This is a genomic window from Roseofilum capinflatum BLCC-M114, assembly GCF_030068505.1.
GTDB lineage: Bacteria > Cyanobacteriota > Cyanobacteriia > Cyanobacteriales > Desertifilaceae > Roseofilum > Roseofilum capinflatum.
In genome coordinates, this window is the sequence record NZ_JAQOSO010000060.1 from 1 (window position 1) to 26,761 (window position 26,761).

Here is a 26,761-nt window from a genome sequence, read left to right on the forward strand (position 1 = left end):
TCACGCACGGTTTTGAAGACGAGTCGGGTGGGTGACTGCCCGGCTTAGTTTAATTATTTGCCTATTGACGGGATTTTTGACAGTTAGTCTACCTACCTTCACGTCCAAAGCATCAGCGAGTGGTGACTGTGTTACCTGGGCAGAATATGCCTCCAACCTACCATCACAAGGTGGCCGAGGTGGTCAATGGAAAGCATTTGGAAGTTTACCGCCAGAATTTGAGAATGGTTGTGTCTTATTACAAAACAACAACTCTGTAGATATTGCCTATGTTCTGAAGAGCGGTATTAATCCAGCTCCTTATCAACAGAGAAGTCGTCTAAATCCATCCCAAACTATTCCTGATTTTTCCTATGAACAAGAAGAAAATTTACAACGATTAGTGAATCAAGGTAATGCTTTAAAAGTAACATGGTTAACACCAACCAATGGCTCTCTTCCTTATTTGAGATCGATTCCAAAAAATAGGGCATTCTTGAGAGACGATGGAATGACTTGTTTTTCTACTATTTGTATGGAATCAGGTGCTTTATCACACCAAGAATTGTCTGAGATATTAAGTGTTCGATAAATATTAAAGAGAGGTAATATTGATGAAAAAAATGCGTTTACAATCCATAATACTGATTACTCTGGGAATTATGGGATGGTTATTGCCAGCGTTAGCACAAGTTAAGCGATATCCAACAGATAGAGAATTACAACAATTGGTTGATAAATTTGAGAACAGAGACATACCAATAGCCAGGACAACAGCAGAATTTGGAATGGGACAAAGAAGTGAGAGGCTTGAGTCTTTTACAAGAGCTTGGGCAGCAATTGACCCAGCAATAGCACCTTTTTTAGGTGCTTGGAATAGTAGTGAAGATAGTTTAATGATTTATCCCTCGACATTTAGAGGTCGAGTATGTGTTATTTTGACACTTCCAGGTGGTAGAAATAGAATAGATGGTTTCTTTGCTATAGGTTCTATTTCCAATGGACAGATGAGAGTGAAAAGCAATGGTTGGTATCATAACTTCTTAAGTTCTGGAGGCGTATTGATTAGATCGGGAAATTATTTGGGTATAGCTTCTGTGAGTGACAACAAACCTAATATCGATCTTTATAGCGCTTTTTCAAATCCTCTTGAAGCAATAGAGCAGTTGCCATTTAATAATAGAAATAGCTTACTTCAACAATTTGAACAGGCTGGCTGTACAACCTCTTTACCAACCACAAAGAATATAGCACATACTAACTTGCCGCCAACTCATCTAGAATTATCTGACTCTGAAAGTCTCAAGCAATCAAGTCCTTCGATCGCAAATTTACCCGATGGGAATCATGCGTTTGTTCATCCTAGAAGCAATGCGGGTAGAGGTAGAGGACTTGATCGATCTTTTTTCTTCCGAAAAACAGGGGATCGAGTTATTGGTTCTTATGTATCGGGGCCTTTGGGTATATGTATTGAAGGTAAAATTCTTAGCGATGGAAGAATAGTTGGTATTGGCTTGGACAGCAGTGATGGTGGCTTTCCTACCCCACAACGTCCCCCACAGGCGTATGCCCAAGGTTTAAATGGTTTGTGGGGTATTGAAGAGGTGCAAGTTGGAGAACTAGTAGTTCTTAATGTTAGGCGACCAGACATTAACGGCTATGAAGTTTGGTACAAATTCGAGAAAGTTCTTATAAATCTTGATGGCTATGTAAGACGACAGGATTTGGTTAGAGATGAGTCACGAAAAACATGCCAAATGTACCATCCATATACGGGAGAAAGGATAGATCCAGATGATTTAATTGAAGCTCTAGATGAAAACGATTTGGTCATTTTTAAATGATGTTTATTGTTGGTTAAAATAGTTGAAGACTGTTGAGTAATGGAGTAACACATATCTATGCTGAAATTTTCAAGGCTCATCGCAATCAGCTTTCTCACTTCGATTGTCTTTTCGCAGTCTTCAATGGCGATGGAAAGGCTAGACCCTATTGGCACTCGGTGCTTGTTCTATCGCGATGAAGTACTGAAGCTAGTTCAAGACTGCATTCTTGGGGGCTACTTATGGACTGGTGGAGGGGTGAAAACTCTAACATGGGAGGATGGCGTGGTTACTAACATCAACTTCGGTTTACAATTAGGAGGTTCTCGACCGTGTGAAACCGTTGGTGTTGATGGAACTTGTGGTGAATGGAGCTACCAAAATGCACGTGGCGAGCGTATCACAAGAGAGGAGCGTAATAGAATTAGAAGCGAAGGCTTCACAACCCTGAGCTTTGATTGTGTAGATGTCAGTGGCAACTCGATTTGTTGGCAAGAACCCGATAGGTCGCGTTTCTGAATTTAAACGGTAAGCGAACAAGTTCAAGATGGAGAGGTAGAGTATGGAAAGCATTAGCATCCAAGTTGATTCAGAAATTGCTCAAGCCTATCAAGGAAAAACCTTGATAGAACGTCAGAAGATGCAAATCATTGTCAATGGATGGCTGAAGCAAATGATGAAGAAGCGATCGCTAGACGATATTATTGACGACATGCGATCGCAAGCACAAGAAAATGGCCTAACTCAAGAAATTTTAGACGAAATCTTGAGTGAAGATGTCTAAACTGAGATTTGTCATTGATACCAATACTCTAGTCAGCAGTATTTTAATTCCCTCATCTGTTTACAGAGATTCAGATTCTCAATCCCGCCAAATTTGTAAATGATTACCACAATCACGAATAGGATAGCGGTCGATCCCAAAAACGGGCGCTAAACATATGTTGAACACTCAATCTAGCAATTATATTAACCTTCTGCAAGAATTCCCCCCTCGCCCGATTAAATCAGAAGAGGATCTACTTGCTGTGCAACAAGTGATTGACACTTTACTAGACTCTGGTGAACTCACACCGGACAAACGAGATTACCTGAATCTGTTGGGTCTTCTGGTTCATGAGTATGAAGAAAAGTATGTATTGATTCCCGATTTAAATGGGGTTGAGTTACTGAAGGCTCTGATTGATGAGTTGGGTTTGAAGCAAAAAGATTTAGTCCCAATTTTCAAAACGGAGTCCATTATTTCTGACGTTCTTAATGGTAAACGAAAGTTGACGGTGGAACATATTGAAAAATTAGCGGATTTCTTTGAGGTGTCTCCATCAGTGTTTTTCAGGCGATCGCCAGATAATGATGTTTTGGAGGTCACCAACGATGATTCAAATGAAGAGTGAGCAACAAATATTACAAGAAGGGCTAGAAATTCTTTTCGCCCACATGGAGCATACAGCCTTAACTGGTTACCATTACCCATTCCCCAATTTTCTCAAAATGGCGGTGGGAATGGCTTCTGGGGGTAAAACTTGCCGAGCTGCACCGAGGGCGATCGCCTCTTTGGGCATTCCAAAGACCACACAACTGGCTTCATTTTGGGCGAAGGTTAAGCCTCCGGCCTGGAAAATAGACAACAAGCCATCCGCCCCATCTCGTCCCATTCCCGTGAGTAATACGCCAATACTGCGACTTTTATAATATTGAGCCACTGAATTAAACGTCACGGTAATGGAGGGACAATGACCACCAATGGCCAGAGTACGGTTATAAGCAAAACAACCGTGCCGATCGAGAATGAGATGGGAGCGTTCTGGGGGGAAATAGACATGGCCAGGTTGGGGGCGATCGCCAGCTCTGGCAATGCTCACAGGAAGGGCGCAGTGGGCAGACAACCAGTCCATAAATCCTTGTAAAAAACCTTCACTAATATGTTGCACGCAAATCACCGGAACCGGTAGATGGGCTGGAAATTGACTTAAAATTTGCTCTAATACTTGTGGCCCCCCTGTAGAGGCTCCTAGGGCAATCAAACCCAAATGGGTGGTTTTGAATGTCAGTTTGGGTTGAGAGAGGAGAGAGGAACGCGATAAGGTCGGGATTGATCGAGAGGCAGGGCAAGATTGGGGGGAGTGGGCCGCTGTAGTTCTCGTCATCTGTTGTCGGGAGCGTTGGCGATTAGTAAAAACAGACACTCCAGATAACACCTTTACCTTATTAACTAACGCCTGTTGAATGCGATCGGCATCCACTCCGAGTCCCCCTTCCGGTTTAGGAAATACATCCACTGCTCCCGCAGCCAAGACTTGGAAAACTTGATGGGTATCCTGTTCGCGCACCGATGAACTAATCACTAGAATAGGTTTAGGGTGAGTAGACATCACTTCTTGAGTCAAGGCTAACCCATCCATTTCTGGCATATGCAAGTCTGTGCAGATGACTTGGGGATTGACTCTAGCAATCAGGCCGAGGGCCTCTTTTCCGGTGCGAGCTGTACCCACCACCTCGATATCTGGAGAGGCATTGAGCATCCGCTTGAGGATGGTCATCGCAACGGGAGAATCTTCAACAATTATGACTCGAATAGGCATTCAAAGTTACTCCAACCAAAAGGAAACCAGAGGGGAATCTTAATGAGCAGCAACAGAATGCCGGGGAATGATGGCTTCGGGTTCGACACAGGTGACGCTTTCTTCTAGGGGTAAGATACGCAAGGTTTGATTATAGATGTTGGCTTGATAGACTTGCTGATTCGTCCAGTCTAGGGCAGTTAACCATCCGCTACGGCGATGATAAGCTCCGGTATCGATGTCTAACCAGCCTTTTCCTTGGACGATTTGGCCGGGGTTTACGCCTGGGAAGGTAAAGGTGATGGTGTGACCGGTGATAATGGTTTTATCGGGGAAGTAGGGGGTGGGAATGCTGTGGAATTGATCGCGAATCCAGCAGAGTTCGTATTCGGTTTGTTCGTCGATGGGTAAACCGGGATGAACGCCAGCATGTACGAGCCAAAGATCGCCGAGGTCGAGGTAGAGGGGGAGTTGGCTAATCCATTGCAGATGCTCAAGGAGCAGATGAGCATCTTGATAGCTGGCGAGGGTGGCTTGTCCGCCACTATAGAGCCATGCTTGGAGGGCGGGATAGTGGATTTTGCCGTCGGGGAAACTGTCGATCAGTAGTTGTTCGTGGTTTCCTCGAATGCAGGGATAGTTATGGTTGCGAACGAAGTTGACGACTTCTGCGCTTTTGGGCCCGCGATCGATTAGGTCTCCTAGGAAGTATAGCCGATCGCCGTCTCCAGGGGCGATCGCCTCCAGAAGACGCATTAAGCCATCATAATTTCCGTGGACATCACCGATAATAATCCGTCGCCCTGTTGCTCCTATCATTGCTTTGTGTTCCCTGTGTGCTAATTTAAGTCGGTTCCTGATGAAGAATCCAGGGTCATCTCCTTTCTGGTGAAGCTTTCTCTCAATCCGTCTTTGAGAGCCAAGTTACTCTAGGCCCCTGGTGAAGGAGAATTTCACATCAAAAGTATAATTGACCACAGAGTTCCTCAAACACCGGGTTAGCTTTGCGGATCTCTCTGGAGATCCAAGCTGTTTCGGTGTCTCTACAGTGTACTGAGAAAGTTTAATCCTGGACAACTCTTCTGGAATTATTGAGTTAAAGCTTTAATAAAACGTTCGAGTTCTCCGAAAATACCGCCCCGTCGTTGCCGAGTCGGGGCTGATTGATCCGTATTTTCCCCAGTTGTGGCTCGGATTAAAATCTGATCGAGGGCTTCGCCTACGGGTTTTTGCGGTTGTTCGGCAATTTGGGTATAGTTCCCCTCTGGGGTTTCTAACCAAACTTGCCAGGGATGGGGGTGGCAGCGATAAAGGGCGGCTCCTTCTAGGGGACGGATATAATAGCAGGAGTAGATTTGGCTCAGGAGTCTCTCCCGCAGTTGACGGGCAGCATAACCGATACCGACAACTGCCACATCTTCGAGTTTGGGGATTAAGAGGACAATGGGGCGATCGCCAGCGAAATTAACTAGGCGCTCAACTTGCCCCACTTCTACAGAGGAGGCGTTAACGACCAGAAAGCTATCGTCTTCGGGGTCTATTTTATCGTCTATGGGCGATCGGTTGCTGCCTAAGTCCGTGACCGTAAAGGGGATTTCCCCCCAGTCTCGACGGGCTAGAGCTGCCGCTCCGGTATCGGGAAAGAATACCTTCGGTTGTCCCCCAAACTCTTGCAATACGGGGATAAAGTCTTGGGCAAGTTTCTGGGCTTCGAGGGCAATTTCGGGAAAGACTAACTCGACTTGAATCAAGCGCTGTCCATCTTCGAGCGCTTGCAACGTTGCAGCTTTGGCTTGGGCGATCGCCTCATCGAGAGTTTGGGGTAGTACGGTCATAAAAGAATTTTATCTATACTTTTTCTAGTCATTGTACCAAGTCACTTACCTAACGAATTAGGATTTATAGACAGGTAGCCTCCCTCATAACAGCGCAAAGGGCTGTATGATTTAGGTTTTCCCCAATTTTGGATTAATCAGCCTCAAAATAATCCGTATCTATTTTCTTCAGTTTATACTCTGAGACCGTAGATACTCCTAAGTCAAAATCAATCATATACTCCGCCAACTCTGCGCCATCAATTAAAACCACTTTCGTGTCATTTTTGGGCGAATAGGTTTTAGCTTGTTCCGTAAATCTAGAAGTGGTAATAAAAATTCCTTTATTCGCCCCTTGACCCGCCAAAGCACCAACAAATTTCTGAATTTCTGGCCGACCCACTGAATCCTGCCAACGTTTAGCTTGAATATAAATGCGATCTAATCCTAAACGATCTTCCTTAATCATACCATCAATTCCTTCATCCCCAGTTTTACCCATCGCTCGTCCCGCTTCCTTAATCGAGCCACCATACCCCATTTTAACCAACAGTTCAACCACCAGACGTTCAAAAAAAGAAGGCGAGCAAGATTTGACTTTCTCTAAAAGTTCTTGAGCTAAAGCACTGCGAAGCTCTTGATAAGAATACTCCAAAATTTCTTCAGGCGTTTGTTGATTAGAACCCTGACCTTCTCCTTCAGATATAGATAGATTTGCATCATTATCTGAAGCAGATTTATCTTTTGAAGGATTCCCCATCTGAAATTTTCTGAATTCTGGATACTTTTTGAGGAACGCCGTATTAATTTTACTCGGATTGGTCTGGAGTAAGTCCACTCCTCGATTGGTAATTTGGAAAAATGACCGGGCTGGAGATTCTAATAGTCCAGCTTTTTTCAGATAAGTCCTTGCCCAACCCACTCGATTATCAAAAACCGCTTGTTTTCCACTAGGGAGCAATTCTTTGCGCTCTTCATTTGTAAGCTGAAAAGTATTAGCAAGGTACTGAATCGCTTCTTGCATGGAATGACGCTTTTGATCGCCCGCCAGTTTTAATAAAGGTAGGAGAATCGCTTGAAAATCAGGAATAGCCATGATTATATTAACGTTTTAAATAAATTGAGCTTATGAGGATACATGATGCATCAATTATGCCAATTTTAAGGTTAATTTTTGGGCTTTCCATGCAATTATAGATAGATGTCATTATCAGCGATCGCTACTTGTCCCTTTTATAGATACAGTTAAGACAGGGTAAGATGACGGGGGTGGGTGGAGATGCGATCCATCCATGCTCGAACAGCAGGATATTCAGAAAGATCGAAGCCTCCTTCATCTGCTACATGGGTATAAGCGTATAATGAAATATCTGCGATCGTTAGAGAACCATTGACTAAGAAATCGCTTTTTGATAACTGCTGCTCCATCACACAGAGTGCCTTGTGCCCCCCCTTCTTGTTTGGCTTCATATTCTGCTCGCCTCTCTTCTGGTAATCCCAGATACTTGGCAATAAACCGAGCTACAGCAATATAGGGTTCGTGACTATACTGTTCAAAAAACTGCCATTTTGACGCTCCACTGCCTAAAGGCGAGTGGATTCTTGGTTCATCAAGTCCACTTAAACTAAGTACCTTGCGATTCCTAGCAAGCGAGGTGGTTCTTTCCCCAAGCGTTACTTTTCGTGCGCCCCACGATAGTTGTATTTCTACAAAGTTTGTTTTGTTTAAATATTGCGAGTGTCTAGCTCCTGCAAAGATTTTACCTACCCACAGGAAGGAACTAGAACTTATGGATAGAACCCCATATCTTTGATTGCCAAGGTACAGCGTTGCTTTTCAGCACTAGGTTTTGTTAGAGCAGGTTGATTACCTTTCCTGCTATACTCTGATTATACATACAATCAGAGACTATGGCAAGGACTAAACGACTACAACTTTTACTTTCTGAACTTGAATATGAGACTCTTAAGACCTATGCACAATCCAAACAAGTCCCCATGTCTGAAGTTCTTAGGGATTACATTAAAACCCTAAAAAAGCCGTCCTAAAAGGACGGGGCTTTAAACCCAAATTTTGGGCAATTCTCTCTTCTATGGACTACAGCTTGAAGCCTTAGAACCTAAGCAATACAAGCTATTGCCTCTTGCCTTTTGCCTTTTGCCTAGCGCGAAGCGCTATATGTATGCTCTAATACCCAATCGAGGATCAGGGGATTGACTAATTCTGGGGCTTCATCTTGGGGACAGTGACCGACACCTTGGAGGGGAATAAATTGCTTGACTGCGGGAAATTCGCCTAATTTGCGTCCTTGGTCGATGGGTTCCCAGGGGTCTTCGGTTCCCCAGAGCATGAGGGCTGGACAGGGAAGGGTGGCTAAGAGGTCTTCGGGTAGGGGGCCTTGGGAATAGCGAGTGAAGGCGATAAAGACATCGGCTGCACCGGGATCGAGGGCTGGAGCCATGAGTAAATCGACTAGCTCATCGGTGACGGCTTCCGATCGCCCATAAGCTTGTTCTAAAATTTGTTTAACCACCTTGGGTTTGGCAATTTGGGCAAAAAACCAATGGCCGATCGCCTTAATCTTAAGAATATCCTGTACCAAGGGCGCACCATAGCGCTTATAAAAGGGTAAATTCTCTCGGCGGCGATCGTGGAGTAACCGCAAAGAACAATTCAGCAACACCACAGACTTGACCCACTCTGGAGCATCCACAGCAGCTTGCATCACGGCAATACAGCCAATGGAATTGGCCACCAACACCGTCGGCTCACCAATCACCTCTTGACAAAACTGGATAATTTGCTTACTCCAGGTTTCAAAGGTATACTCGATTTCTACTACTGGAGTAGGTTTCGCCGAACCGCCAAAGCCAATCAAATCCAAGGCATAACAGCGACAGGATTGACCCAGAACCGGGAGATTTTTACGCCAATGATCCACCGATCCCCCAAATCCATGGATCAGCAACACCGCAGGCCCCGTTTGACCGCTCATCTGATAGCGGATGGGAAACCCACCCCAGTTCCAGGTCAGATACTCTACCGGATCGGCCGGATAATCGGCCATTGGAGTCGCAGAAATAATCATATAATTTGGGAAAAGGCTACGAGATAATATGGGCAAAATATAAGTCTAATCCACTTTTCTTGCCAGCTATCTCATTGAATAGCAATGACCCAGGGTGCTGTCTTTAAACTCAACTTATATGCTTTCCGATCGGGCAGTATTGAATAACGCTTTTGCTCTAGTCGATCGGCTCTCTGCTCTGAGCCACTCGATTTCGCCAGAAACAAGCGTGGATCGCTATACTGTCTTTCCATTTACAGGCGCGAGGATTTCCTATGCCAACCGAAACCGCATTCCTTAACTGTCCCCATCCCACTTGCCAGGCAGTCAACTCAGAAGAGACTCAATGTTGCCAACGTTGCGGCACTCGGTTAATTAAACGGTATTTGTGGGCGACTTCCCCAGACCTGCGTCCCCTGGGCCAGGCCTTAGACTTTCTGCAACCGGGAGAGCGCATCGGCGATCGCTATCTCTATAAAGGTAACCACATTTTTCTCGATCTGAAACCAGGGGTTCCTCCCCATATCCCCCCCGAAATTTCAGCGTCGATGCAAACCTATCTGAAATTATTTCCCTATCGACTCCATCTTCCTCAACCCTACGAACTCTTAACCCTCCAACCGACTTTACCACCTGTGTTACTGCTAGAGGGAGCGCCAATTCATTCCTCTCTTGTGTCCACAGTTTCCCAAAAAGCTCCCCTGATGCCTCGGTTCAAAGAACAATGGCAAGTAGCCCCTGCTATGCGCCAATTGCATTGGTTATGGCAAATTGCCCATTTGTGGCAACCATTCAAGGTTTTAGGTGTGGCCAATTCCTTGCTCGATCATCAATTTTTGCGGGTTGAAGGGCCGGTGCTACGGATTCTGGAATTGCGAAGCGATCCTGAATCGGGTCTGGAGTTATCCCAGTTAGGCAAAATGTGGTTACCCTTAGCTAAACAGGCTAACCCTCTCATCAGTCGGTTTTTGCAACATTTAGCTCAAGGATTAACGGATGGCCAGATTCAAGCTATGGATCGGGCGATCGCCGAACTCGATCGGGCCTTACGCTATTGTAGCCAGTCCCAAACGACCCAATTTACCCTCTGTACTGCTACAGATAAGGGCCCTAGTCGCTCCCATAATGAAGATGCTTGTTATCCCGTACAACCGCCTCCAGGAAAAACGGTTTCCTCTACTGACCCATCTGAACCCCTTGCGGCGATCGTCTGTGATGGAATTGGCGGTCATGCTGGGGGAGAAGTGGCTTCTCAACAGGCGATTAAAACGATCTTAGACTCTTTTACCTGGGATAAGATTTCCCCTGACCGAAATCCCTCGGAGCAGGTGTACCAGATTACCAGTTTGCTCGATCAGCTCATTCGTGATGCTAATACAGTCATTAGCGATCGCAATGACCAAGAACATCGTCACGAGCGACAACGGATGGGAACGACCCTGGTGATGGCTGTAGTTCCCCCTCCTGTGGATCGGGCCCATGAGCTTTATATTGCCCATGTAGGGGATTCCCGGATTTATTGGGTCACTCAGCAGGGATGCCATCAGGTGACCTTAGATGATGATTTAGCCTCTCGCGAAGTGCGCTTGGGGTATCGCTTATATCGTGAAGCGCTACAACATCGGGCGGCAGGAGCTTTGGTACAGGCCTTGGGCATGAGCGAATCAGATTTGTTACATCCTACTGTAGGGCGATTGATTTTAGATGAAGATGGGATTGTGTTGCTTTGCTCCGATGGTCTCAGTGATGGCGATCGGGTGGAAAATCATTGGGAAAGCCAACTGTTACCCGTTTTAGCGGGGCAGTTAGATGTAGCGAGTGCGACGGCGAAATTGGTGGAATTAGCGAATACTCTGAATGGTCATGACAATGTGACTATTGGCCTGATTCATTATCAAGTCCAGCCCAAGGAAATCACCCTTGAACCCCTAACGGAATTGTTCGATCCCCTGACTCCAGGCGATCGCTCTCCTCAACCGTCAGTGAAGGAATCAATGAAAACTCAACTGGTAACCGTTGGCGCTCCTGAAGTCTCACCTAGCTCAACGTTAACCGCAACAACATCCACCAGAAGGGTTTCGATTCCAGGGCTATTAATGGGAATTACCATCTTATTGGTTTTAGGGGCAGGGATGTTATATGTTTTCAGGGACTTATGGATGGAATCTCCACCTCCCCAAACCTCTCCAGCTACATCGGTTTTCCCTTCCTCCAGTTCCAGTCCCATGAACCCTTAAAAATTATGGTAACGGGTCATGGGTTTTTCTCCATCCCCATCCCCCATTCCCCCATCTGTCCCAGCAATTCGATAAACTAGAAGAAATGGGATACACTCAACCAGTGATATCAAGGCTTTTAAATGTCTTCAATTGACTGTCCTTGTCTCAGTATTGCCATTGCCCGTTTGGTTGGTTGCCCCCCTCCAGAGGTCAGTGGTCAGTATCATGCTCCTGATGGAAACCACTCCGCTCATTTTGCCATTTGGGTGATTCGGGCTTCCTATCCGGGCGGATATGTTCATCATGACCGAGTTTGGCCCTACACTCTGAGCCTCACTTGGGAAGGATGGCAAGATTTATTTCAAATGCCCTCGCAACCGCCCTATTGTTTGTCCATTCCTGCTATGGAGTCTAACCTGCCAGAAATGGAGACTTTGCCCTTTTCTCCAGAGGAAAAAGGGTCTTATAGTAGTCGCTTGATGCAGCAATTGGGGATGAGTTTGTGGCAATGGGTGTTTGATGGCCCGATTCAAAGTTGTTTATCCCATAGTCAAGGAATTGCCCTCGGACAAAATAAACCTTTACGAGTTCGCTTGGATATCCGAGACCCGGATTTGATTCCTTTGCCTTGGGAAATTATGCAACAGTCAGCCGGAAAACAGGCGATTTCGGTCTCTCCAACTCTGTTGTTTAGCCGGACAACCAGTGATGTCGATCCTCTTCCTCCCCAACGGACGGATCAGGAGTTGAATATTTTATTGGTTTTTGGGGCAACGGTGGAGGCGGGGGCTATGGGTTCTGAAGAGTTGGATGGTAGGGCTGGCGATTTGCAATTGGAAGCGGAAGCGGAGACTTTAGCTAAAATTTGGGTCAATTGTAGTCCTCCCGATCAAACCCTGCCGAGTTTAATGGCTGCATCGGTTCCTTGCCATGTGGATCGGTTGATTCAACCGACTCCGGCTGAGTTGATGGCGGCGTTGGAGACGAAGACTTATAACATTGTGTTTTATGGGGGTCACGGTGTGCCGTCTCCCGATGGAGGACGGTTGTATTTACAGTCAGAAACCACCCTCAGTGGTACGGAATTTGCTAATGTTTTGGTGCGCGGACAGGTGACGTTAGTGGTGTTGAATACCTGTTGGAGTGCAAAGGGGGATACTCAGACCGATCGCCCTACGGATGCCCAAACCCATCGTGCCCTGCCTCGCAGTAGTTTTGCGGAAGTGCTACTCCATCACGGAATTCCGGCGGTTTTGGGGATGCGAGAGGCGATCGCCGATCGGGAAGCGTTGAGTTTTATTGAAGCTTTTGCACAGGCGTTGGCCAAGCGTGTACCTATCGATGAAGCTACGGCGATCGCTCGCCAACGGTTAATTACGCTCTATAAGTATAATCAGCCGGCTTGGACATTGCCGGTGTTATATATGCATCCTAATTTTAATGGACAGCTATTAGTCCCTGCCCCAGAAGGAATTACGGAACTACCGGATACAGCCGTAAATTTGCATCAACAAACCCGCACCATTGCCTCTTTGCGTTCAGTAGAAGAAACAACACAGGTTTGGCAAATTCACGGGGGGTTGATGCGTGTGGGGCGGCGAGAAGAGAATGATATTGTCATTAGTGAACGGTGGGTGTCTCAACGGCACGCGGAAATTATTCGCCGAGAACCATTGGAGGGAACGCCGACTTATTGGTTACGGGATTTTTCCCGCTTTGGAACGTTGGTGTTGCGATCGGGCAATTGGCAAAAAATTCACCAGCAAGAAATTCCCTTAAAATCGGGGGAAAAAATTAAGTTTGGCAGTTCCCAAGGGCAAATGTTGGAGTTTGTGATTGAGGAAGCGATGGTGAATTGCTAACACTCTATCTGAGAGTAGTAGACTGTTACAGATAATTTGGTGTATTAGATGTCCGGGAGTGCAAACATCTTGCTCCCTAGAGAAAGGCAGCAAACACTGTTTAGTTGCTTCGGTGAGTGTCGCTTGAAACTACGGTATAGAACACAATTAAATCGGGTTTTGTAGGGGCGGGTTTCACCAATATTTAGGAAAAAAACGATCGATCTCCTAAACCCGCCCCCCACCAGGATACAAATATGGTAAACTTATAAATTAATATGAATCATCCTATGTCTACTCAAACCATTTCACGCTACGTGACTCGCAACCCTGAAATTCTAGGGGGAGAGCCAATTATTATCGGTACTCGGACTTCCGTGCGGGCTATCGTTGGTTTCTGGAAGATGAATATTCAACCTGAAGAAATCTTAGATCATTTGCCTCATCTGACGTTAGCTCAAGTCTTTGATGCTTTAAGCTTTTACTGCGATCATCGAGCAGGAATTGATGAGTATATTGAGAAAAATCAAGTCCCTGATGACTATGTACATCCAGTGGTCAGATCCCAGTTAAATATCTAATGACTACTGTTGCCTTACTGTACACCGATGAAGATATGTCTGCAATGGTGGCGATACTGTTGAAAGCACAAGAGCTAGACGTGACGACAGTTCCCGAACAAGGTACACTAGGTAAAAGCGATCGCGAACAACTCGAATTTGCCACCTCAATAAATCGATGTCTTTTGACCCATAATCGTGTTGATTTTGAGCGATTGCATCTTGAGTATATGGAAAATGATCAAGCCCATAGTGGGATTATCGTTATTCCTCAGAAAATTCCCTATGAAGTTGCCCAAAGGATTTCTGTTTTAGTCAAAGCTTTAACCGCCGATGAGATTACAAATCAATTACTGTATGCCTAATCCAATGATCGATATTTGTAGGGGCGGGTTTCACCAATATTTAGGAAAAAAACGATCGCTCTCCTAAACCCACCCCCCACCAGGATGCAAAGGGGAATGGGGCAGGTTCACTAATCGCATGGTGGGGATTCCTAAACCTGGGTGTTTCATGTCCACGAAGTGGAAACCTGCCCCTACGGTTAGCTACGCATCTACTCGGCTATCTGTAGTAATATCGTTAACCCGATCGCCGGGGACGGCCTAGAGTAGTGATATAGATGACGGCTTCATCTACGGGAATGCCTAGGACTTCATTCACTTGATCGTCAAAAAAGCCGCCAATGCCACTGACTCCTAAGCCAAGGTGGATAGCGGCAAGGTTGAGCCGTTGTCCGAGATGGCCAGCATCCATATGCAGGTAACGATAAACGCGATCGCCATATTTTGCTACGGCTTTTTCTAGGTCGGCGGTATGAAAAATGATCGCGGCTGCATCTCGACCTAAATCTTGTCCCAAGCACAGATAATGCAGCTCTCGGCGGAAGTTTTTAAAGCGAATTTGCCGCAGTTCTTGCGCTCTGGGAGCGTAGTAATAACAGCCTTCTTCGAGTCCATTCACCCCAGAAACGGCGATAAAGGTTTCTAATAAACTGAGGTCAAAATAGTCAGGAGTGGGATCGAGATACTGGTCTTGATAGTGTTGGGGTTGATAGGTAAAGTCTAAGAGGGCTTGTAATTCGGCTAAGGAAAGGTCGGCTCCGGTATAGGAACGGGTGGAGCGACGCTGGAGGATGGTGTTTTCTAGGGAGGGAGCTTCATCCGTGGCCCGAGGGGGCGTAGTCCCTAAGTCTCCCAGGTTGAGAGGTCGGCTGGTGGTAGAGACTTTTAAGCAAAAGGGAAAATTGTATTTATCCTCTAACTCTGGGGGAGTGGGATCGGGTTTGGGGGGAGGGGTTTTAGGGATGCAGGTGCTTTGATGGAGGTATTGTAGGAGTTTGCCTTCCGGAAGGGGAGGATAGTCGGTTTGTGTCTCGGAGGGGAGGGCGCTGGGAGGAGAAGGGGGGGGAATGTCGGGTTTGGTGTAGGGGACTAGGGGAAGGATGGCGAGGGTTCCTTCGGTTTCGGGATCGAGATAGAGCAGTTCGTTGATGCGATCGTCCGTAAATCCGCCGATGAGATAGGGACGGTATCCATACATGGCTCCGGCGAGTTCCAGGTTGCCCAAAAGATGGCCGCTATCGAGGCATATTCGCCGGTAGGCCCGGTCTTGATAGCGCCAGGAGGAGCGGTAAAAGATGGCGGTGAGGGCGATCGCCAGGGAGGTTTGGTTTAAGGCAGGATGGTTAAAACAGGCAGTTTGTAGGCTCTCCCAAACGGGGTTATCCCAATAGTGCAGTAAGCTGTGGGTTTTGCACTGATAGTTATAGAGGCCGGGTTTGAGCAGGGATGTGCCTTGGGAGATTAGATAGACTTCGGCTGGATATAAGCCGCCCGCAGACGGGGAGGAACGCAGGTAGAAGGATTCACCCATGAGGGTGGGAACTCTGGCAGTAATGCCGTAGCTACAGAGGAGAAAGCGGGATAGGTTTTGCCAGTCTCCCTCTGAGCTATCGGGACTCAGATAGGGTTTGAGGTCAAGGGCGGTTCCTAGTTTATACTCTTTGAAGGGAATGGGTTGATCGTCCCAGTTGAGTCCTTGATTTTTTTGACTAATGGTTTCCGGGTCGTATTTGGTGCGCTGATGATAGTGTTGGGCGATGGAGTCGGAAGAAGAGTTAGATGGAGACATGGGCGGTTGTGGGTGAGGTTATCTTACTTAAAATAGAAGTGGTTTACGTTACAAATATTAAAAAAAAGTTATGAAACCTTAATATTTCCACAGAAGCAGGGTAAGTTATTTTAGCAATTTAATAAGCATTTTTACTTATGATTTTAGGCTGACCTGGAATCGAGCAGTAAATCATGTACTGTTTCCAAGATAACAAGCAAGATGGAGAAAATCAGCTCAGAGGCTTTACTCAAACAATATGCACAGGGAAGACGAGATTTTCAACGGATTGAGGGACAGCAATTGAATTTATTTGATGCTGACTTGAGAAAAATTAATTTGCAAGAGAGTAACTTAACTCAAGCTTACCTGCCCTATAGCAATTTAAGTCAAGGCAATTTAGCTTGTGTGGATTTAGAAGGGAGCCTATTGAGCGATACTCAACTCCATGGAGCTAATTTATCTCATGCTCGATTGCGATCGGCTAATCTCTCCAGGGCTAACCTCCGTTACGCGGACTTAAGATGTGCAGATTTATCTTATGCTAACTTGCAAAATGCGGATTTGTCCTATGCCAACCTACAGGAGGCGAATCTTTATGCGGTGAATCTTCAAGGGGCCAAACTAAAGTCAGCCCAATTTCAGCAATCTCGTCTGGAGAGGTGTAATTTGTTTCGAGCAGAAGCCGCAGATCTGACGGATGCCATCATCGATCGGACTACGGTACTATCGGACGGTCATCGACTCCTAGGGGAAGATCGAGACTTTGATCCAGATTCTTGACGGAAGCTTAAAGGATGACCATGATCGAAGTATTCCAGCAGGTAATATATCCCAGACCTGGTAGGATAACGAAAACCTATCGCTGTCCTTGCGACATCTTAGTACGATCATGACTTTTGGCGATCGCCAGCAGACTCGGATTCGACAGAAGCTCCTTCTCAAGGTACGCCATGATGTTCAGGCGAATTTGAGTCAGTCTTTACATCATCAGGTACTCACGTCCTTAAGCACTGAACCGAACCCGTTAGGCGCGAGACGGCCGGGGGATATTCAGGTGAAACTCAGTGGTGCGCCTACTACCCAATTAGACCCAAATACCAGTCCGTTTAATCTGTTCGATCAAACGGGGGGCGTTTGGGTGGTGCTGGGTCATATCGGTAGTGGCAAAACTACCACCCTCTTAGAATTGGCAGATGAGGCGATCGCCCGGGCCCAAACCTATAGCCATCAACCCATTCCCCTGCTCTTTGATTTGTCCCAATGGCAGAAATACAGCTTAAACACCTGGCTTATTGGGCAATGTGGTCTCAACTATCAATTACCCCGTAAGCTTGCTAAAAAATGGTTATCTCAAGGACAAATTCTGATTCTCTTAGATAATCTAGATACCCTATCTTTTGATCGTCAAAATCAAACCCTACAAGCGATCAAAGAACTGCAAAGCAATACTGAACAGCCCTTAAACTTGATTTTGGCATCAAGAATTGATTCCTATAAGCGCTCTCCAACTCGGCTCAAACTTCAGGGAGCGGTTTGGTTAAAACCTTTAAATCTACCCCAAATCAAAGACTATTTATTCCAAGCGAGAAGTCGGGAGCTGTGGCATAACTTGCGCGAAGATAAAGCTTTGATGGGGTTAGCCAAAACTCCTTTGTTTCTGAATTTAATGACCCTAGCTGATGAAGAGATTTTAATTCATGCTTGGGCAAGAATTTCGGATTCAGAGCAACAATATCGCTATCTTTTTAATGCCTATATCCGTCGTCTTTTAGGTCAAGAAAGTTCCGATCTGAACCGAAAATGGTATCGATCTCAGCAACAACCGAAACCAGAGGAAACGAAACATTGGTTAATTGCTTTGGCGAAATGGATGCAAAAGGAGAATCGTACCAGTTTTGCGATCTCGGATGTGAATACGGGTTATTTTCAAACCCTGGAACAGAACCGGGATTATCAAGTGGGAGTGGGTAGCGCTACGGCTTTGTTATTTGGGATCGTCTGCGGGGGAATTGCGGCTTTAGTGGAAGGATTGGGATTGGGGTTGATGATGGGGTTAATTCTGGGTGCGGTTTTGGCGGCGATCGGGATTTTAAGTTTTAGTTTGCGGTTGTTACCAAAATTTATGTTGCGCTATCGACTCTATCGCGAGAATCTGATGCCTTGGGATTTTCAGCGCTTTCTGAATTATTGTAGTAGTAAGGGGTTGCTCCAGAAAATCGGCGATCGCTATCAATTTCCCCATCAACTGATTCAGGAACATTTCGCCCAAATAGAAGAATTGAAGTGGTAATAGTCCCAAGACTAAACCCATCGAACCATCTGCACCCGATAGCGCTCTTTTTTGGTTATGGCGACATCTCCCACTTCTAAGCGCCCTTTTCCACGAATGGCGATTAAATCTCCTGGTTTTACCGTATAACTGGCTTGGGTAACCTCTTTCCAGTTCACCCGCACATCCTTCGTTTCAATCATTTGCACCATTTTACTACGGGAGAGGCGAAACCCGGCTGAGGCGATCGCATCCAAACGCATCGATGCTTCCACTGTCGTCATTTCTTTGCGCTTCGGTTCTCTCACTTTTAGCTCACCCCTATCAATGGGTTGGGTTTTCACTGGAACCGAGCGCACCTGATTTAAATTCATCTCTAGAAATTCTACCAATTCTGGAACCACAATTACCTGCGCTCCCCGTTCCCCTAAAACGATCACATCTCCTGTTTTTTCCCGTACAATTCCCGTGCCTAACATCGCCCCTAAAAAATCTCGATGGGTTGCTGTGTCAAACAGAAAATTACCCGCGATTTCCAACACGGCAATTTCTACATTTTCTGGCTCTAAAGGAATCTCTTCCCGCGCAATTCCTAGCCGTTTTCGTTCCGCTTGCGGATATCCCCCCCAAGCCACTAAATTTACTTCTGTTAAGCCCTTAAACACCGTTTCACATTCGGCTAAAACCGCAGGCGATAAAAAATCGGTTGTGACTACTTCCCAAGTTTTGATCGCTCGTTCTGCCCGATCTAAAATTTGGGCCATTTCTTCTCGATGTTCAACGCCTTTGAGTAAATCGGCTTTGGGTAGCATAACTGAAATTGAGTTTAATACTTTAAGTTTGGGAGGGGTTTGCGCCAGGTTCCCAGATTGAGACCGAGAAACTGATGAATGTGGTTAAGCGTTTGCATTTGTGCTTGGCTATTGGGCGGAATTCCCAAATTCAAGGGCAACGATTGACCATTATTTAAGATTAACATAATTTGGTATCTTTGGGAAGCTTGCCCTGACCAACCCAGGGGTTCTAATTGAATATCCCAGATATCGGCTAAGGAATATTCTTGGATATCTGTTCCTAAAACTCCTTGAGAAATAATGGTCAGGCGATCGCGGGTTTTGCTAAAGGTATAGATTTTAGTTTTACCATTGGTTAATAGTACACCTACACCAGTAATCATTGTTGTCAGATAAAACAGGGGAAGGGGCCAAATGTAGAGTATCCAGGAAGCGAATAAACTGGCAAGTGCTATCAGAACTGGAAGTCCAAAAATTAAACCTAGAGTCATCATCCAAAGTTTTTGGGGACGATGGCGAAATTTAAGTTCAGTTGCTGTATTTTCTAAAATCACCATGATGTTCACCAAATTTTGTGTGGGAGCCAGAAACCCGGTTTCTTGAAGAAACTGGGTTTCTTAGAGCCTTAAGAATTGTTATAGGTGGACTGAAGAGAAGGATTGGCAGATACGTTTGGTACAGGTAAAGGTTTTAGAGCATGATGGTGTAACTGGTCTCCAATTTGAAATTGCCGCAGTTGTACTCTGGTGATTTTAATGCCCCAAGGTTCTGTGGCTACATCTAATTTTTGCACCAGAATTTCATTGAGTTGATCTCGTGCAGTAAATAGATCGTTGAGTTCAATGGTTGCTAGTTCTGTGCGAATATTGATCTCGATTAAATCAATCACTGCTTGACGCAAGTTTTTGACTTTGTAGCAGGATTTTTCCAGATCGAGAATTTGCCAATAAACGACCATATCTAGGGTGACAGTAATGTGTTCGCTGGTCAAACAGACTAAAGGTTTCATATCTAAGGGTTGTTCGCGCAGGGTTTCTTGATAAGCAACCTGTTCAAAAAAGGGCACTAAGAATGTCAGACCAGGTTCTAGTTTTTTGCCATTATATTTACCAAGGTGTTCAACTAGGGCTTGATCGCCCTGGTTGACGACTTTCATACTCGCAACTAGGGAGGTTCCACTTAAGGCAAAGAATAAGAACAAGAACCATTGATATAAGAACACTTCCATGATTAAACTCCTAAAGAAGGTTGAAAGGACAAGAAATAGAATTAGGCATCTAAGAGGTGATGGGGGACAACAATTAAGGTGTTGCCTTCTCGACGAAGAACGTAGACTTTTGTTTGGGCAGGAATGGGTTGGTGACTATTTTCAGCGCAAGCCGCCCAAGAATTGCCTTCAAAGCGAACTCTGCCTATGTCTCCTACTGGAATTTCCGTGAGGGTAACGGCTTCTGTGGTCTCAAATAAACTGGATGTTTTTTTCTGTCTAAATAGGGGACGAATCCACAAGGTGCAAGCGCTAGATAGGGACATCCAATAGAGAATTTGTAAGTTAGTGGGAATGCGGTAAAAGACGTTGCTGCGCCAGAGGAGAAAGGCGACAATTAGGGCGCAAATGCCCATAATTAAGGGCATAAATTTAAAGGCTTTCGGAAGGGTTTTGGGAAATAAGAGTTCGCTCGATCCGAGAATGACTCCGAGTATGGCCCAGATTAGGGCGGGATGGAGTGGGGAAACGGATTGAGTTGCGAGTAGAATTTGAGTGGTGAGCATGTTGACCTCCCCTTGTGGTTAGGGAGTTATCAGGCGATCGCCCCAAGATACGGCAATTTGTTACAAAACTTCATAATGAGCAGGTGTATCGAATCCAAAACCGCAATGTTTTATGACTTGTGATCTAAATTTTGGGTTGTCCTGGGGGAACAATTCGGCGTTGGGATAGGTTGCGATCGATATTTTTCAGGAGTTTGAGGTCTTCTGGGGGTAGAGCGTAGGGGGTGAGGGGATACTGTTTGAGGAAGCAAAAGGCTTGTCGGAAGTCGTAACCGGTGGCGCGGATGGGGGCGTTAAAGTGACAGGGAATGAGGCGCTGAATGTCCCAACGGGCGACTTGTTCAGACCAGTTGAGGACTTCTTGGGGGGCGCGGTTGAGGATCAGGGTTTGCAGGATAGGAGCGACCCAGAGGCGGTTTTGTAGGGGTTGAAAGGCCCGTTTCCATGTGGGTTTCCAGTTGAAGGGGAAGAGGCCGAAGTAGGCTTTTTTGGAGCGGTCTGGGGCGCTGATGGCTTGTTTAAGGACGGTTGACCATTGGGGGGTTTCGAGGACGCTGGGTTGGAAGTAGAGGGCGAACAGGCAAATGCGTTGCCATCCTTTGCGGCGGTTTTCTGGGGTGTCTTGGATGGGGTCTGAGGCGGTGTCTCTGGCGTGGAAGAGGAGGGGATAGGGGTCAAATTGGGCGATCGCCGGTGGATTTTCAGGAATAGAGATAATGGTATCGGTGACGCAGACTGTGCCGGTGGCTCGGTGGAGTAGGGCCACTTCTTCAAATTGTCCGGGGCCGAGGTCGATGGGGCCGAGCATACGGTAGTCAAATTCTGCACTAAAGGGGGTTTGCTGAGTGTCGGCGGGCAAAATTTGGGTGCGGTTGGCGGGTAACCCTAGCCAGGTGATGGGGAGGTTAAGGGGAAAACTCCATTGGTGGGGAGCAATATAGACTTGGGCTTGGGGGAAACGACGGGCGAAGGGGCCGACAAAGATTTTATGTTCGAGTCCGGAGACGGTGGGCAGAATGATATATTTAACGTCTCCATGGAGGGCGACTAATTCTTGGACGAGTCGCACGCATTCGCGGGTCGGGGCAACGGGTGCATAGACGAGTAACCCCCCAGAGGAGAGTTTGATAACGGTCATGCGAATGGGAACGGCAACGTAGAGAATGCCTTGAAGTTGGTCAAATGTCCAGATGGTGTCTTTGACGACTTCTTGGCGTAGGGTGCGCCGTTGACCGTAGGGATAGAGGGGGAGGAGGGGCCAAAAGGGCCAAGATAGGTCACTCAAGGGTCAGTTGAACGTTTGGGATGGAACAGGAGCATTGTGCCCTCATCCCCCAACCCCTTCTCCCACGGGAGAAGGGGAGAATAAGTCTTTCTCCCGTGGGAGAGGGATATAGGGAGAGGGCATTTCCAGTTTGGATCTCATTGGAGAACACGGGTTATATTGTCTCATAGTTGGGAACGCTGGGTTTAGGGGGTTGGGCTGGGGCTTGGGCTTGGGGTGGCTTGCTGAAGAGCTTGTTGTTGCTGAAGCAGTTGTTGTTGGGTTTGGGTGAGTTGGGTGGCTTGGTTTTGGGCTTGTTGGAGTTGTTGGGCGAGTTGCGCTCTGGCAGCATCTTGGCGTTGGTCGAGGGTTTGTTGTTGTTGGATGTAGTTTTGGAAGCTTTGTTGCTGTTGGTTGACTTGGTTTTGTAGGTTGGCGATCGCCTCTCCCACATTAACCTGATTTGCCCCCAATCCGATCGTCAGTTGTCCCGTCATCAGGGTGTGACTGCTCAGATGTCCAGATACTCCCACTTGACCGACTCCGGGGTTGATTTGTACGCCTCTGGTGCTATTGAGGCTCATACTTCCCGTGGATTGCAGGGTCATCTTGTGGTGTGTATCATCGAGGATATAGCGATGGCCGCCTCTGGTGTGAATTTCGATGCGCTGGTTGCGGTCATCAAAGCGGATTTTGTTTTGGCCGCTGGTGGTAATTTCTAGGGCGCGATCGCTATCATTAAGTTCTATCTCATGACCGCTACTACTGCGGAGATAAATGCCGTCACGACTGGCATATTGGTCTTCTTCGACAAACTGTAAGGTATGGCCGCTGGGGGTTTTGAACGTTCTTAGGCGTACTTTTCCGCGATCGGAAATCGTCCGATTCACCGGTTCCGGCGGTTTATCCTGCCCATTCCACAACCCACCGATAATATAAGGCCGATGCACATCCCCATGTTCAAACGCCACCAACACCTCATCATTAATCTCCGGCAAACAATCAAACCCCCGATGTTTACCTCCACCCACACTCACCACCCTCGCCCACTGACTCGCATGGGCGCTGCCATCTGCCTCCGGATTCAGCGTCGGAAATTTAACCCTCACTCGCCCCAAACCCTCCGGGTCTCGATTATGGGTCACAATCCCCACCATCAACGTCTGTCCCGGCCGGAGGCGACTTTGAGGCGACAAAACATCAAAAATAGACCCCCCTCGCAATCCCCGTACACTAAACTCCGTTGTATAAACTCCCTGATAATACAGATGGCGAGTTTCCGTTACATAATATCTGCCACTGTAACGCCCCATCTGCGTTAGCTCAATCACCTTACCCACCTGGATCAGAGGATTCCCATTTGCATGGGCATCCGCATAGATAAACTCTCCCCCCAACTCATCATAAATCGCTTGAGCCATGCGATCGGCCTCATCCGGACTCGACACCGGCTTATCCACCACAATCAACCGAGGAGACGGCAAATTAGAACCAAAATTATCCTCAATAAAACGGATACTGCTGTCATTATCATCACTCGTATTGATGATGCCCTCACCCTTACCTTCCACATTCGTAATTAAATTGTGGCGATCGACCTTAGCCACAATCGGCTTTTTATACCGATAATCCCAACTCCGCACCTCAACCGCATCCACCTTCTCCGAACTCGTCACCCGCACCCGGAAGCTCTCCACCTCCTTCAACCAAGCCAACTGCAAAACATCACTCTCCGTCGGTCTACGGAAATGTAACTTCCCATTCTGCACAAACAACTCAAACCCAATTCGCGCCGCCCTCTCCCGCAAAAACTCCATATTCGTCTGATTTTCCTGAAACACATAAGCATGAGTCTTCCCACTATCATCAACATGCCCCCCCTGTATCCCCATTTCTGTAGCAATTTTTCGCACAATATCGCTATCCGTATAATCCTGAAACGAGCGATTATACCGCCCCCGGTGCAAACGATGGGACAAATCATACCCTCGAATCACAATCGGCGCTTGAGTCGAACTCGTAAAATGAGTTTCCATCCCCGTAATCTCCCCATCAATCAACCAATCCTGATTCGCCGCCTCATTTTCCTCCGACGTACTCCCCACAAAACCAACCTTAACCCTCTTTCCAACTTGAATTAAACCATCATGTTGCCAAGTTTGTGTCTCATCATCCAACGGACTATACGGATTATTAATCACCAGCGTAAACATCCCTGGTAAATGCAAACTCTCCTCCACAGAAATTTGCAAAATATCCCGCATAAAACCACTCATCTCCTCCGCAGTCACCCCCTCAATCTCAACCATCGGAGTCGAAACAAACAGCGTCTCATCAGCCATAATCTTAATCCCCTAAAAACTTCAAACCATCAACCCGAACTAGAACTAGAACCCTGTACAAAACTCTGGCGTTCGCTAAACTTACGACTAGCCACCCCAAGATCGACCTCTTTCAAATTCAACGTCACCACCGCCCGAACCGGCACACCATTCGGGCAAAACATATTCAAACTATAGTCCAAAGACTCCACCATGCAGCGCATATAAATCTTATCCCCCCAAATAAAGTAAAACACAGGCGGTCGTCTTAATGCGATCGCCTGTTTAGAAAGATTTTCAGACCCATATTCCTCCAAACCATACACATCAACACCACTAAACGATTTCGTAAACGAAGACACCATAGAATCCCCCAGCGAAACCGCCAACGTCCGTTCCTGATAAGTCTTACCATTAACAGTTTGTTTTTCAAACGGATCTTTAAACGAACTAAAATCCACCGCATCCAAAAGCGGTTGAATTTCGCTTAAAACATTGTCTCCCGACTCATAAGTATCAAAAATCAAATTAGACAACGTAAGTTTGTAGGGTTCCACAAATCCAAAATTCACTTTAGGCAAGCCCCGTTTCGTCCTTGCCCCTTGCATATCCTCAATCTTCACACTCCGATTAAACCGCAATTCCTCCGGGTTAAACATAAATCGAATAATACTGCTCGCTTCCCCATCCCTCGGAATCAGCGCCGCCTTAACTAACCGTACATCCCCTTGTAGAAACTGCTGTTGATAGAGTTTAAGCGCCGCCTTCTGCTTCTCAGCCTCGACTATATCATAAGTATTCTCTCGTTCTTCATCAACCTCAATTGCTGCCTCCATCATCAGCAAATCTGCACCCGTTAGTACCGCTCCCTTAGTCGCCGACTTTAACGCATCCGAAAATGTCATTTTCCTCGCTCCTTAATCCTTAATCCTTAATCCTTCCTATTTAACCAAATTACCAAGGCAAACGACCAGAGTAAAAAGACCCATATCGCTCTTGCTCAATAGCCAACCGTTGACGAATCAACCCATAAACCTCCCTAGCCAACAATTCCACCACATCCGTGTTATCTTCTTCCGTTTCCTCCTCTTCTTCCGTTTCTGTTGTAACATTTTCTGAATATTCATAAATTTCTGTTTCCTCCTTACTAATCGGCTTCACCTCACCAGCCTTACGCCGAGAAACCTTTTCCTTCAATTCACTTCTTACCTTTAAAGACTCTTCAATCAACCGCTCTAAATCCCTAGGTTGATTTGTAAAATCACTACTAGAAACTTGTCCCTTAGCACCAATAGAAATCCCCGCAGGCAAAAAACCAGCCTGTTTAACATTCAGACCTTTTTTCCTTCTACCCAAAATCCCCCCATCCCTCATCAAACCCTTTCCACCATCATCCCAACGACCTTGCAGTACATCCTTAGATTCCAGCAATCGATTCAATACATCACCTTTAGAATCATATCTACCATCAGAACCCCTTAATTGTCCCACCTCCCCACCAAACTCAACCCCCCCCTCTTCTACTGTTCTTTGCACAGATTCAGAAGCAGTTGGCGATTCACTTATGTTTTGGGTTTCTGAAGTCTCGCCAACAGTCGTTTCTTCTCCTGTTCTTTGTACGAATTCAGAAGTGTTGGAAGATTCACTAATATTCTCGGTTTCAGGAGTCTCACCAGGAGCTTTTTCTTCTACTGCTCTTTGCACGGATTCAGAAGCAGTTGGAGATTCACTGATATTTTGGGTTTCTGGAATCTCACCAAGAGCTTTTTCTTCGACTGTTCTTTGCACGGATTCAAAAGTGTTAGGAGATGCACTGATGTTTTGGGTTTCTGAAGTCTCGCCAACAGTCGTTTCTTCTACTGTTCTTTGCACAGATTCAGAAGCAGTTGGCGATGCACTGATGTTTTGGGTTTGAGGAGTTTCACCAGGATCTGTTTCTTCTACTGCTCTTTGTACGGATTCAGAAATGGTTGTAGGTTCACTAATATTCTCGATTTCAGAAGTCTCACCAGGAGCTGTTTCTTTTACTATTCTTTGCACAGATTCAAAAGTGTTAGGAGATTCACTTATGTTTTGGGTTTCTGAAGTCTCGCCAACAGTCGTTTCTTCTACTGCTCTTTGTACGGATTCAGAAATGTTTGTAGGTTCACTAATATTCTCGATTTCAGAAGTCTCACCAGGAGCTGTTTCTTTTACTATTCTTTGCACAGATTCAAAAGTGTTAGGAGATTCACTTATGTTTTGGGTTTCTGAAGTCTCGCCAACAGTCGTTTCTTCTACTGCTCTTTGTACGGATTCAGAAATGTTTGTAGGTTCACTAATATTCTCGATTTCAGAAGTCTCACCAGGAGCTGTTTCTT

General features: G+C 46.2%; 25 protein-coding genes and 1 pseudogene. 11 read left to right on the forward strand and 15 right to left on the reverse strand.

Features of this window, described 5'->3' with window-relative positions; all coding sequences use genetic code 11:
* The first annotated feature begins 31 nt into the window (after positions 1-31).
* The 4 genes from PMG25_RS11210 to PMG25_RS11225 all read left to right on the forward strand — a co-directional run bounded on the left by PMG25_RS11210 (position 32) and on the right by PMG25_RS11225 (position 3,196).
* Complete coding sequence (locus PMG25_RS11210) at positions 32-571, forward strand: hypothetical protein (protein WP_283766987.1); 540 nt, start codon at positions 32-34, stop codon at positions 569-571.
* A gap of 22 nt (positions 572-593) precedes the next feature.
* A complete protein-coding gene (locus PMG25_RS11215) occupies positions 594-1,823 on the forward strand; it encodes a hypothetical protein (RefSeq protein WP_283766988.1) in 1,230 nt (409 codons plus the stop codon).
* A gap of 541 nt (positions 1,824-2,364) precedes the next feature.
* Positions 2,365-2,586: a hypothetical protein gene (locus PMG25_RS11220; protein ID WP_283766989.1), complete on the forward strand. Its 222-nt coding sequence runs from the start codon at positions 2,365-2,367 to the stop codon at positions 2,584-2,586.
* A 157-nt stretch (positions 2,587-2,743) separates the two neighbouring features.
* Positions 2,744-3,196 carry a helix-turn-helix domain-containing protein gene (locus PMG25_RS11225; protein ID WP_283766990.1) on the forward strand — a complete coding sequence of 151 codons (453 nt, stop codon included), beginning with the start codon at positions 2,744-2,746 and terminating at the stop codon, positions 3,194-3,196.
* Between the two features lie 72 nt (positions 3,197-3,268).
* Here PMG25_RS11225 and cheB read toward each other — a convergent pair whose 3' ends face one another.
* The 6 genes and pseudogenes from cheB to PMG25_RS11255 all read right to left on the reverse strand — a co-directional run bounded on the left by cheB (position 3,269) and on the right by PMG25_RS11255 (position 9,245).
* Complete coding sequence (gene cheB, locus PMG25_RS11230) at positions 3,269-4,384, reverse strand: chemotaxis-specific protein-glutamate methyltransferase CheB (protein WP_283766991.1); 1,116 nt, start codon at positions 4,382-4,384, stop codon at positions 3,269-3,271.
* A 39-nt stretch (positions 4,385-4,423) separates the two neighbouring features.
* Positions 4,424-5,182, reverse strand: coding sequence for a metallophosphoesterase family protein (locus PMG25_RS11235; protein ID WP_283766992.1), 759 nt, complete (start codon positions 5,180-5,182; stop codon positions 4,424-4,426).
* A gap of 269 nt (positions 5,183-5,451) precedes the next feature.
* The gene (locus PMG25_RS11240) at positions 5,452-6,198 is read right to left on the reverse strand and encodes a DUF1995 family protein (protein WP_283766993.1); all 747 of its coding nucleotides are present in this window, start codon (positions 6,196-6,198) and stop codon (positions 5,452-5,454) included.
* Between the two features lie 133 nt (positions 6,199-6,331).
* Positions 6,332-7,273, reverse strand: coding sequence for a restriction endonuclease (locus PMG25_RS11245; protein WP_283766994.1), 942 nt, complete (start codon positions 7,271-7,273; stop codon positions 6,332-6,334).
* Between the two features lie 149 nt (positions 7,274-7,422).
* A pseudogene (locus tag PMG25_RS24660) lies at positions 7,423-7,951 on the reverse strand (glutathione binding-like protein).
* Positions 7,952-8,339: 388 nt separating this feature from the next.
* Complete coding sequence (locus tag PMG25_RS11255; protein WP_283766996.1) at positions 8,340-9,245, reverse strand: alpha/beta fold hydrolase; 906 nt, start codon at positions 9,243-9,245, stop codon at positions 8,340-8,342.
* 139 nt (positions 9,246-9,384) lie between these two features.
* Between PMG25_RS11255 and PMG25_RS11260 the strand changes: the two genes are divergently transcribed.
* The 5 genes from PMG25_RS11260 to PMG25_RS11280 all read left to right on the forward strand — a co-directional run bounded on the left by PMG25_RS11260 (position 9,385) and on the right by PMG25_RS11280 (position 14,230).
* Positions 9,385-9,546, forward strand: a complete 162-nt coding sequence (locus tag PMG25_RS11260; RefSeq protein WP_283766997.1) for a hypothetical protein — start codon at positions 9,385-9,387, stop codon at positions 9,544-9,546.
* The gene (locus PMG25_RS11265; protein WP_283766998.1) at positions 9,521-11,482 is read left to right on the forward strand and encodes a PP2C family protein-serine/threonine phosphatase; all 1,962 of its coding nucleotides are present in this window, start codon (positions 9,521-9,523) and stop codon (positions 11,480-11,482) included. The genes PMG25_RS11260 and PMG25_RS11265 overlap by 26 nt, the downstream gene beginning before the upstream one ends.
* 122 nt (positions 11,483-11,604) lie before the next feature.
* The gene (locus PMG25_RS11270) at positions 11,605-13,326 is read left to right on the forward strand and encodes a CHAT domain-containing protein (protein WP_283766999.1); all 1,722 of its coding nucleotides are present in this window, start codon (positions 11,605-11,607) and stop codon (positions 13,324-13,326) included.
* Between the two features lie 269 nt (positions 13,327-13,595).
* Complete coding sequence (locus tag PMG25_RS11275) at positions 13,596-13,886, forward strand: DUF433 domain-containing protein (RefSeq protein WP_283754547.1); 291 nt, start codon at positions 13,596-13,598, stop codon at positions 13,884-13,886.
* Complete coding sequence (locus tag PMG25_RS11280; RefSeq protein ID WP_283767000.1) at positions 13,886-14,230, forward strand: DUF5615 family PIN-like protein; 345 nt, start codon at positions 13,886-13,888, stop codon at positions 14,228-14,230. Before PMG25_RS11275 ends, PMG25_RS11280 begins: the two co-directional genes overlap by 1 nt.
* A 217-nt stretch (positions 14,231-14,447) precedes the next feature.
* On the opposite strand, the gene PMG25_RS11285 is transcribed toward PMG25_RS11280, so the two are convergent.
* The gene (locus PMG25_RS11285) at positions 14,448-15,998 is read right to left on the reverse strand and encodes a SagB/ThcOx family dehydrogenase (RefSeq protein ID WP_283767001.1); all 1,551 of its coding nucleotides are present in this window, start codon (positions 15,996-15,998) and stop codon (positions 14,448-14,450) included.
* A gap of 201 nt (positions 15,999-16,199) precedes the next feature.
* On the opposite strand from PMG25_RS11285, the gene PMG25_RS11290 reads away from it, so the two are divergent.
* Entirely contained in the window at positions 16,200-16,760 is a 561-nt protein-coding gene (locus PMG25_RS11290; RefSeq protein WP_283767002.1) for a pentapeptide repeat-containing protein, read from the forward strand.
* 109 nt (positions 16,761-16,869) lie between these two features.
* The gene (locus PMG25_RS11295) at positions 16,870-18,270 is read left to right on the forward strand and encodes an NACHT domain-containing protein (protein ID WP_283767003.1); all 1,401 of its coding nucleotides are present in this window, start codon (positions 16,870-16,872) and stop codon (positions 18,268-18,270) included.
* 11 nt (positions 18,271-18,281) lie between these two features.
* Here PMG25_RS11295 and PMG25_RS11300 read toward each other — a convergent pair whose 3' ends face one another.
* The 8 genes from PMG25_RS11300 to PMG25_RS11335 form a co-directional block, all read right to left on the reverse strand.
* On the reverse strand, positions 18,282-19,061 hold the full coding sequence (locus PMG25_RS11300) for a photosystem II electron transport protein, Sll1252 family (protein ID WP_283767004.1): 780 nt from the start codon (positions 19,059-19,061) through the stop codon (positions 18,282-18,284).
* A gap of 14 nt (positions 19,062-19,075) precedes the next feature.
* Entirely contained in the window at positions 19,076-19,600 is a 525-nt protein-coding gene (locus tag PMG25_RS11305) for a hypothetical protein (RefSeq protein ID WP_283767005.1), read from the reverse strand.
* Between the two features lie 68 nt (positions 19,601-19,668).
* Complete coding sequence (locus PMG25_RS11310; protein WP_283767006.1) at positions 19,669-20,271, reverse strand: SPFH domain-containing protein; 603 nt, start codon at positions 20,269-20,271, stop codon at positions 19,669-19,671.
* Positions 20,272-20,312: 41 nt separating this feature from the next.
* Positions 20,313-20,816 (reverse strand): NfeD family protein, encoded by a 504-nt coding sequence (locus PMG25_RS11315; protein ID WP_283767007.1) that lies wholly within the window; start codon positions 20,814-20,816, stop codon positions 20,313-20,315.
* Between the two features lie 124 nt (positions 20,817-20,940).
* The gene (locus PMG25_RS11320) at positions 20,941-22,101 is read right to left on the reverse strand and encodes a DUF4336 domain-containing protein (protein ID WP_283767008.1); all 1,161 of its coding nucleotides are present in this window, start codon (positions 22,099-22,101) and stop codon (positions 20,941-20,943) included.
* 185 nt (positions 22,102-22,286) lie between these two features.
* Complete coding sequence (locus PMG25_RS11325) at positions 22,287-24,425, reverse strand: VgrG-related protein (protein ID WP_430540961.1); 2,139 nt, start codon at positions 24,423-24,425, stop codon at positions 22,287-22,289.
* Between the two features lie 26 nt (positions 24,426-24,451).
* Complete coding sequence (locus tag PMG25_RS11330; RefSeq protein ID WP_283767010.1) at positions 24,452-25,306, reverse strand: CIS tube protein; 855 nt, start codon at positions 25,304-25,306, stop codon at positions 24,452-24,454.
* A 49-nt stretch (positions 25,307-25,355) separates the two neighbouring features.
* Positions 25,356-26,761: hypothetical protein (locus PMG25_RS11335; protein WP_283767011.1), on the reverse strand; the 1,406-nt coding region annotated here is incomplete at its 5' end.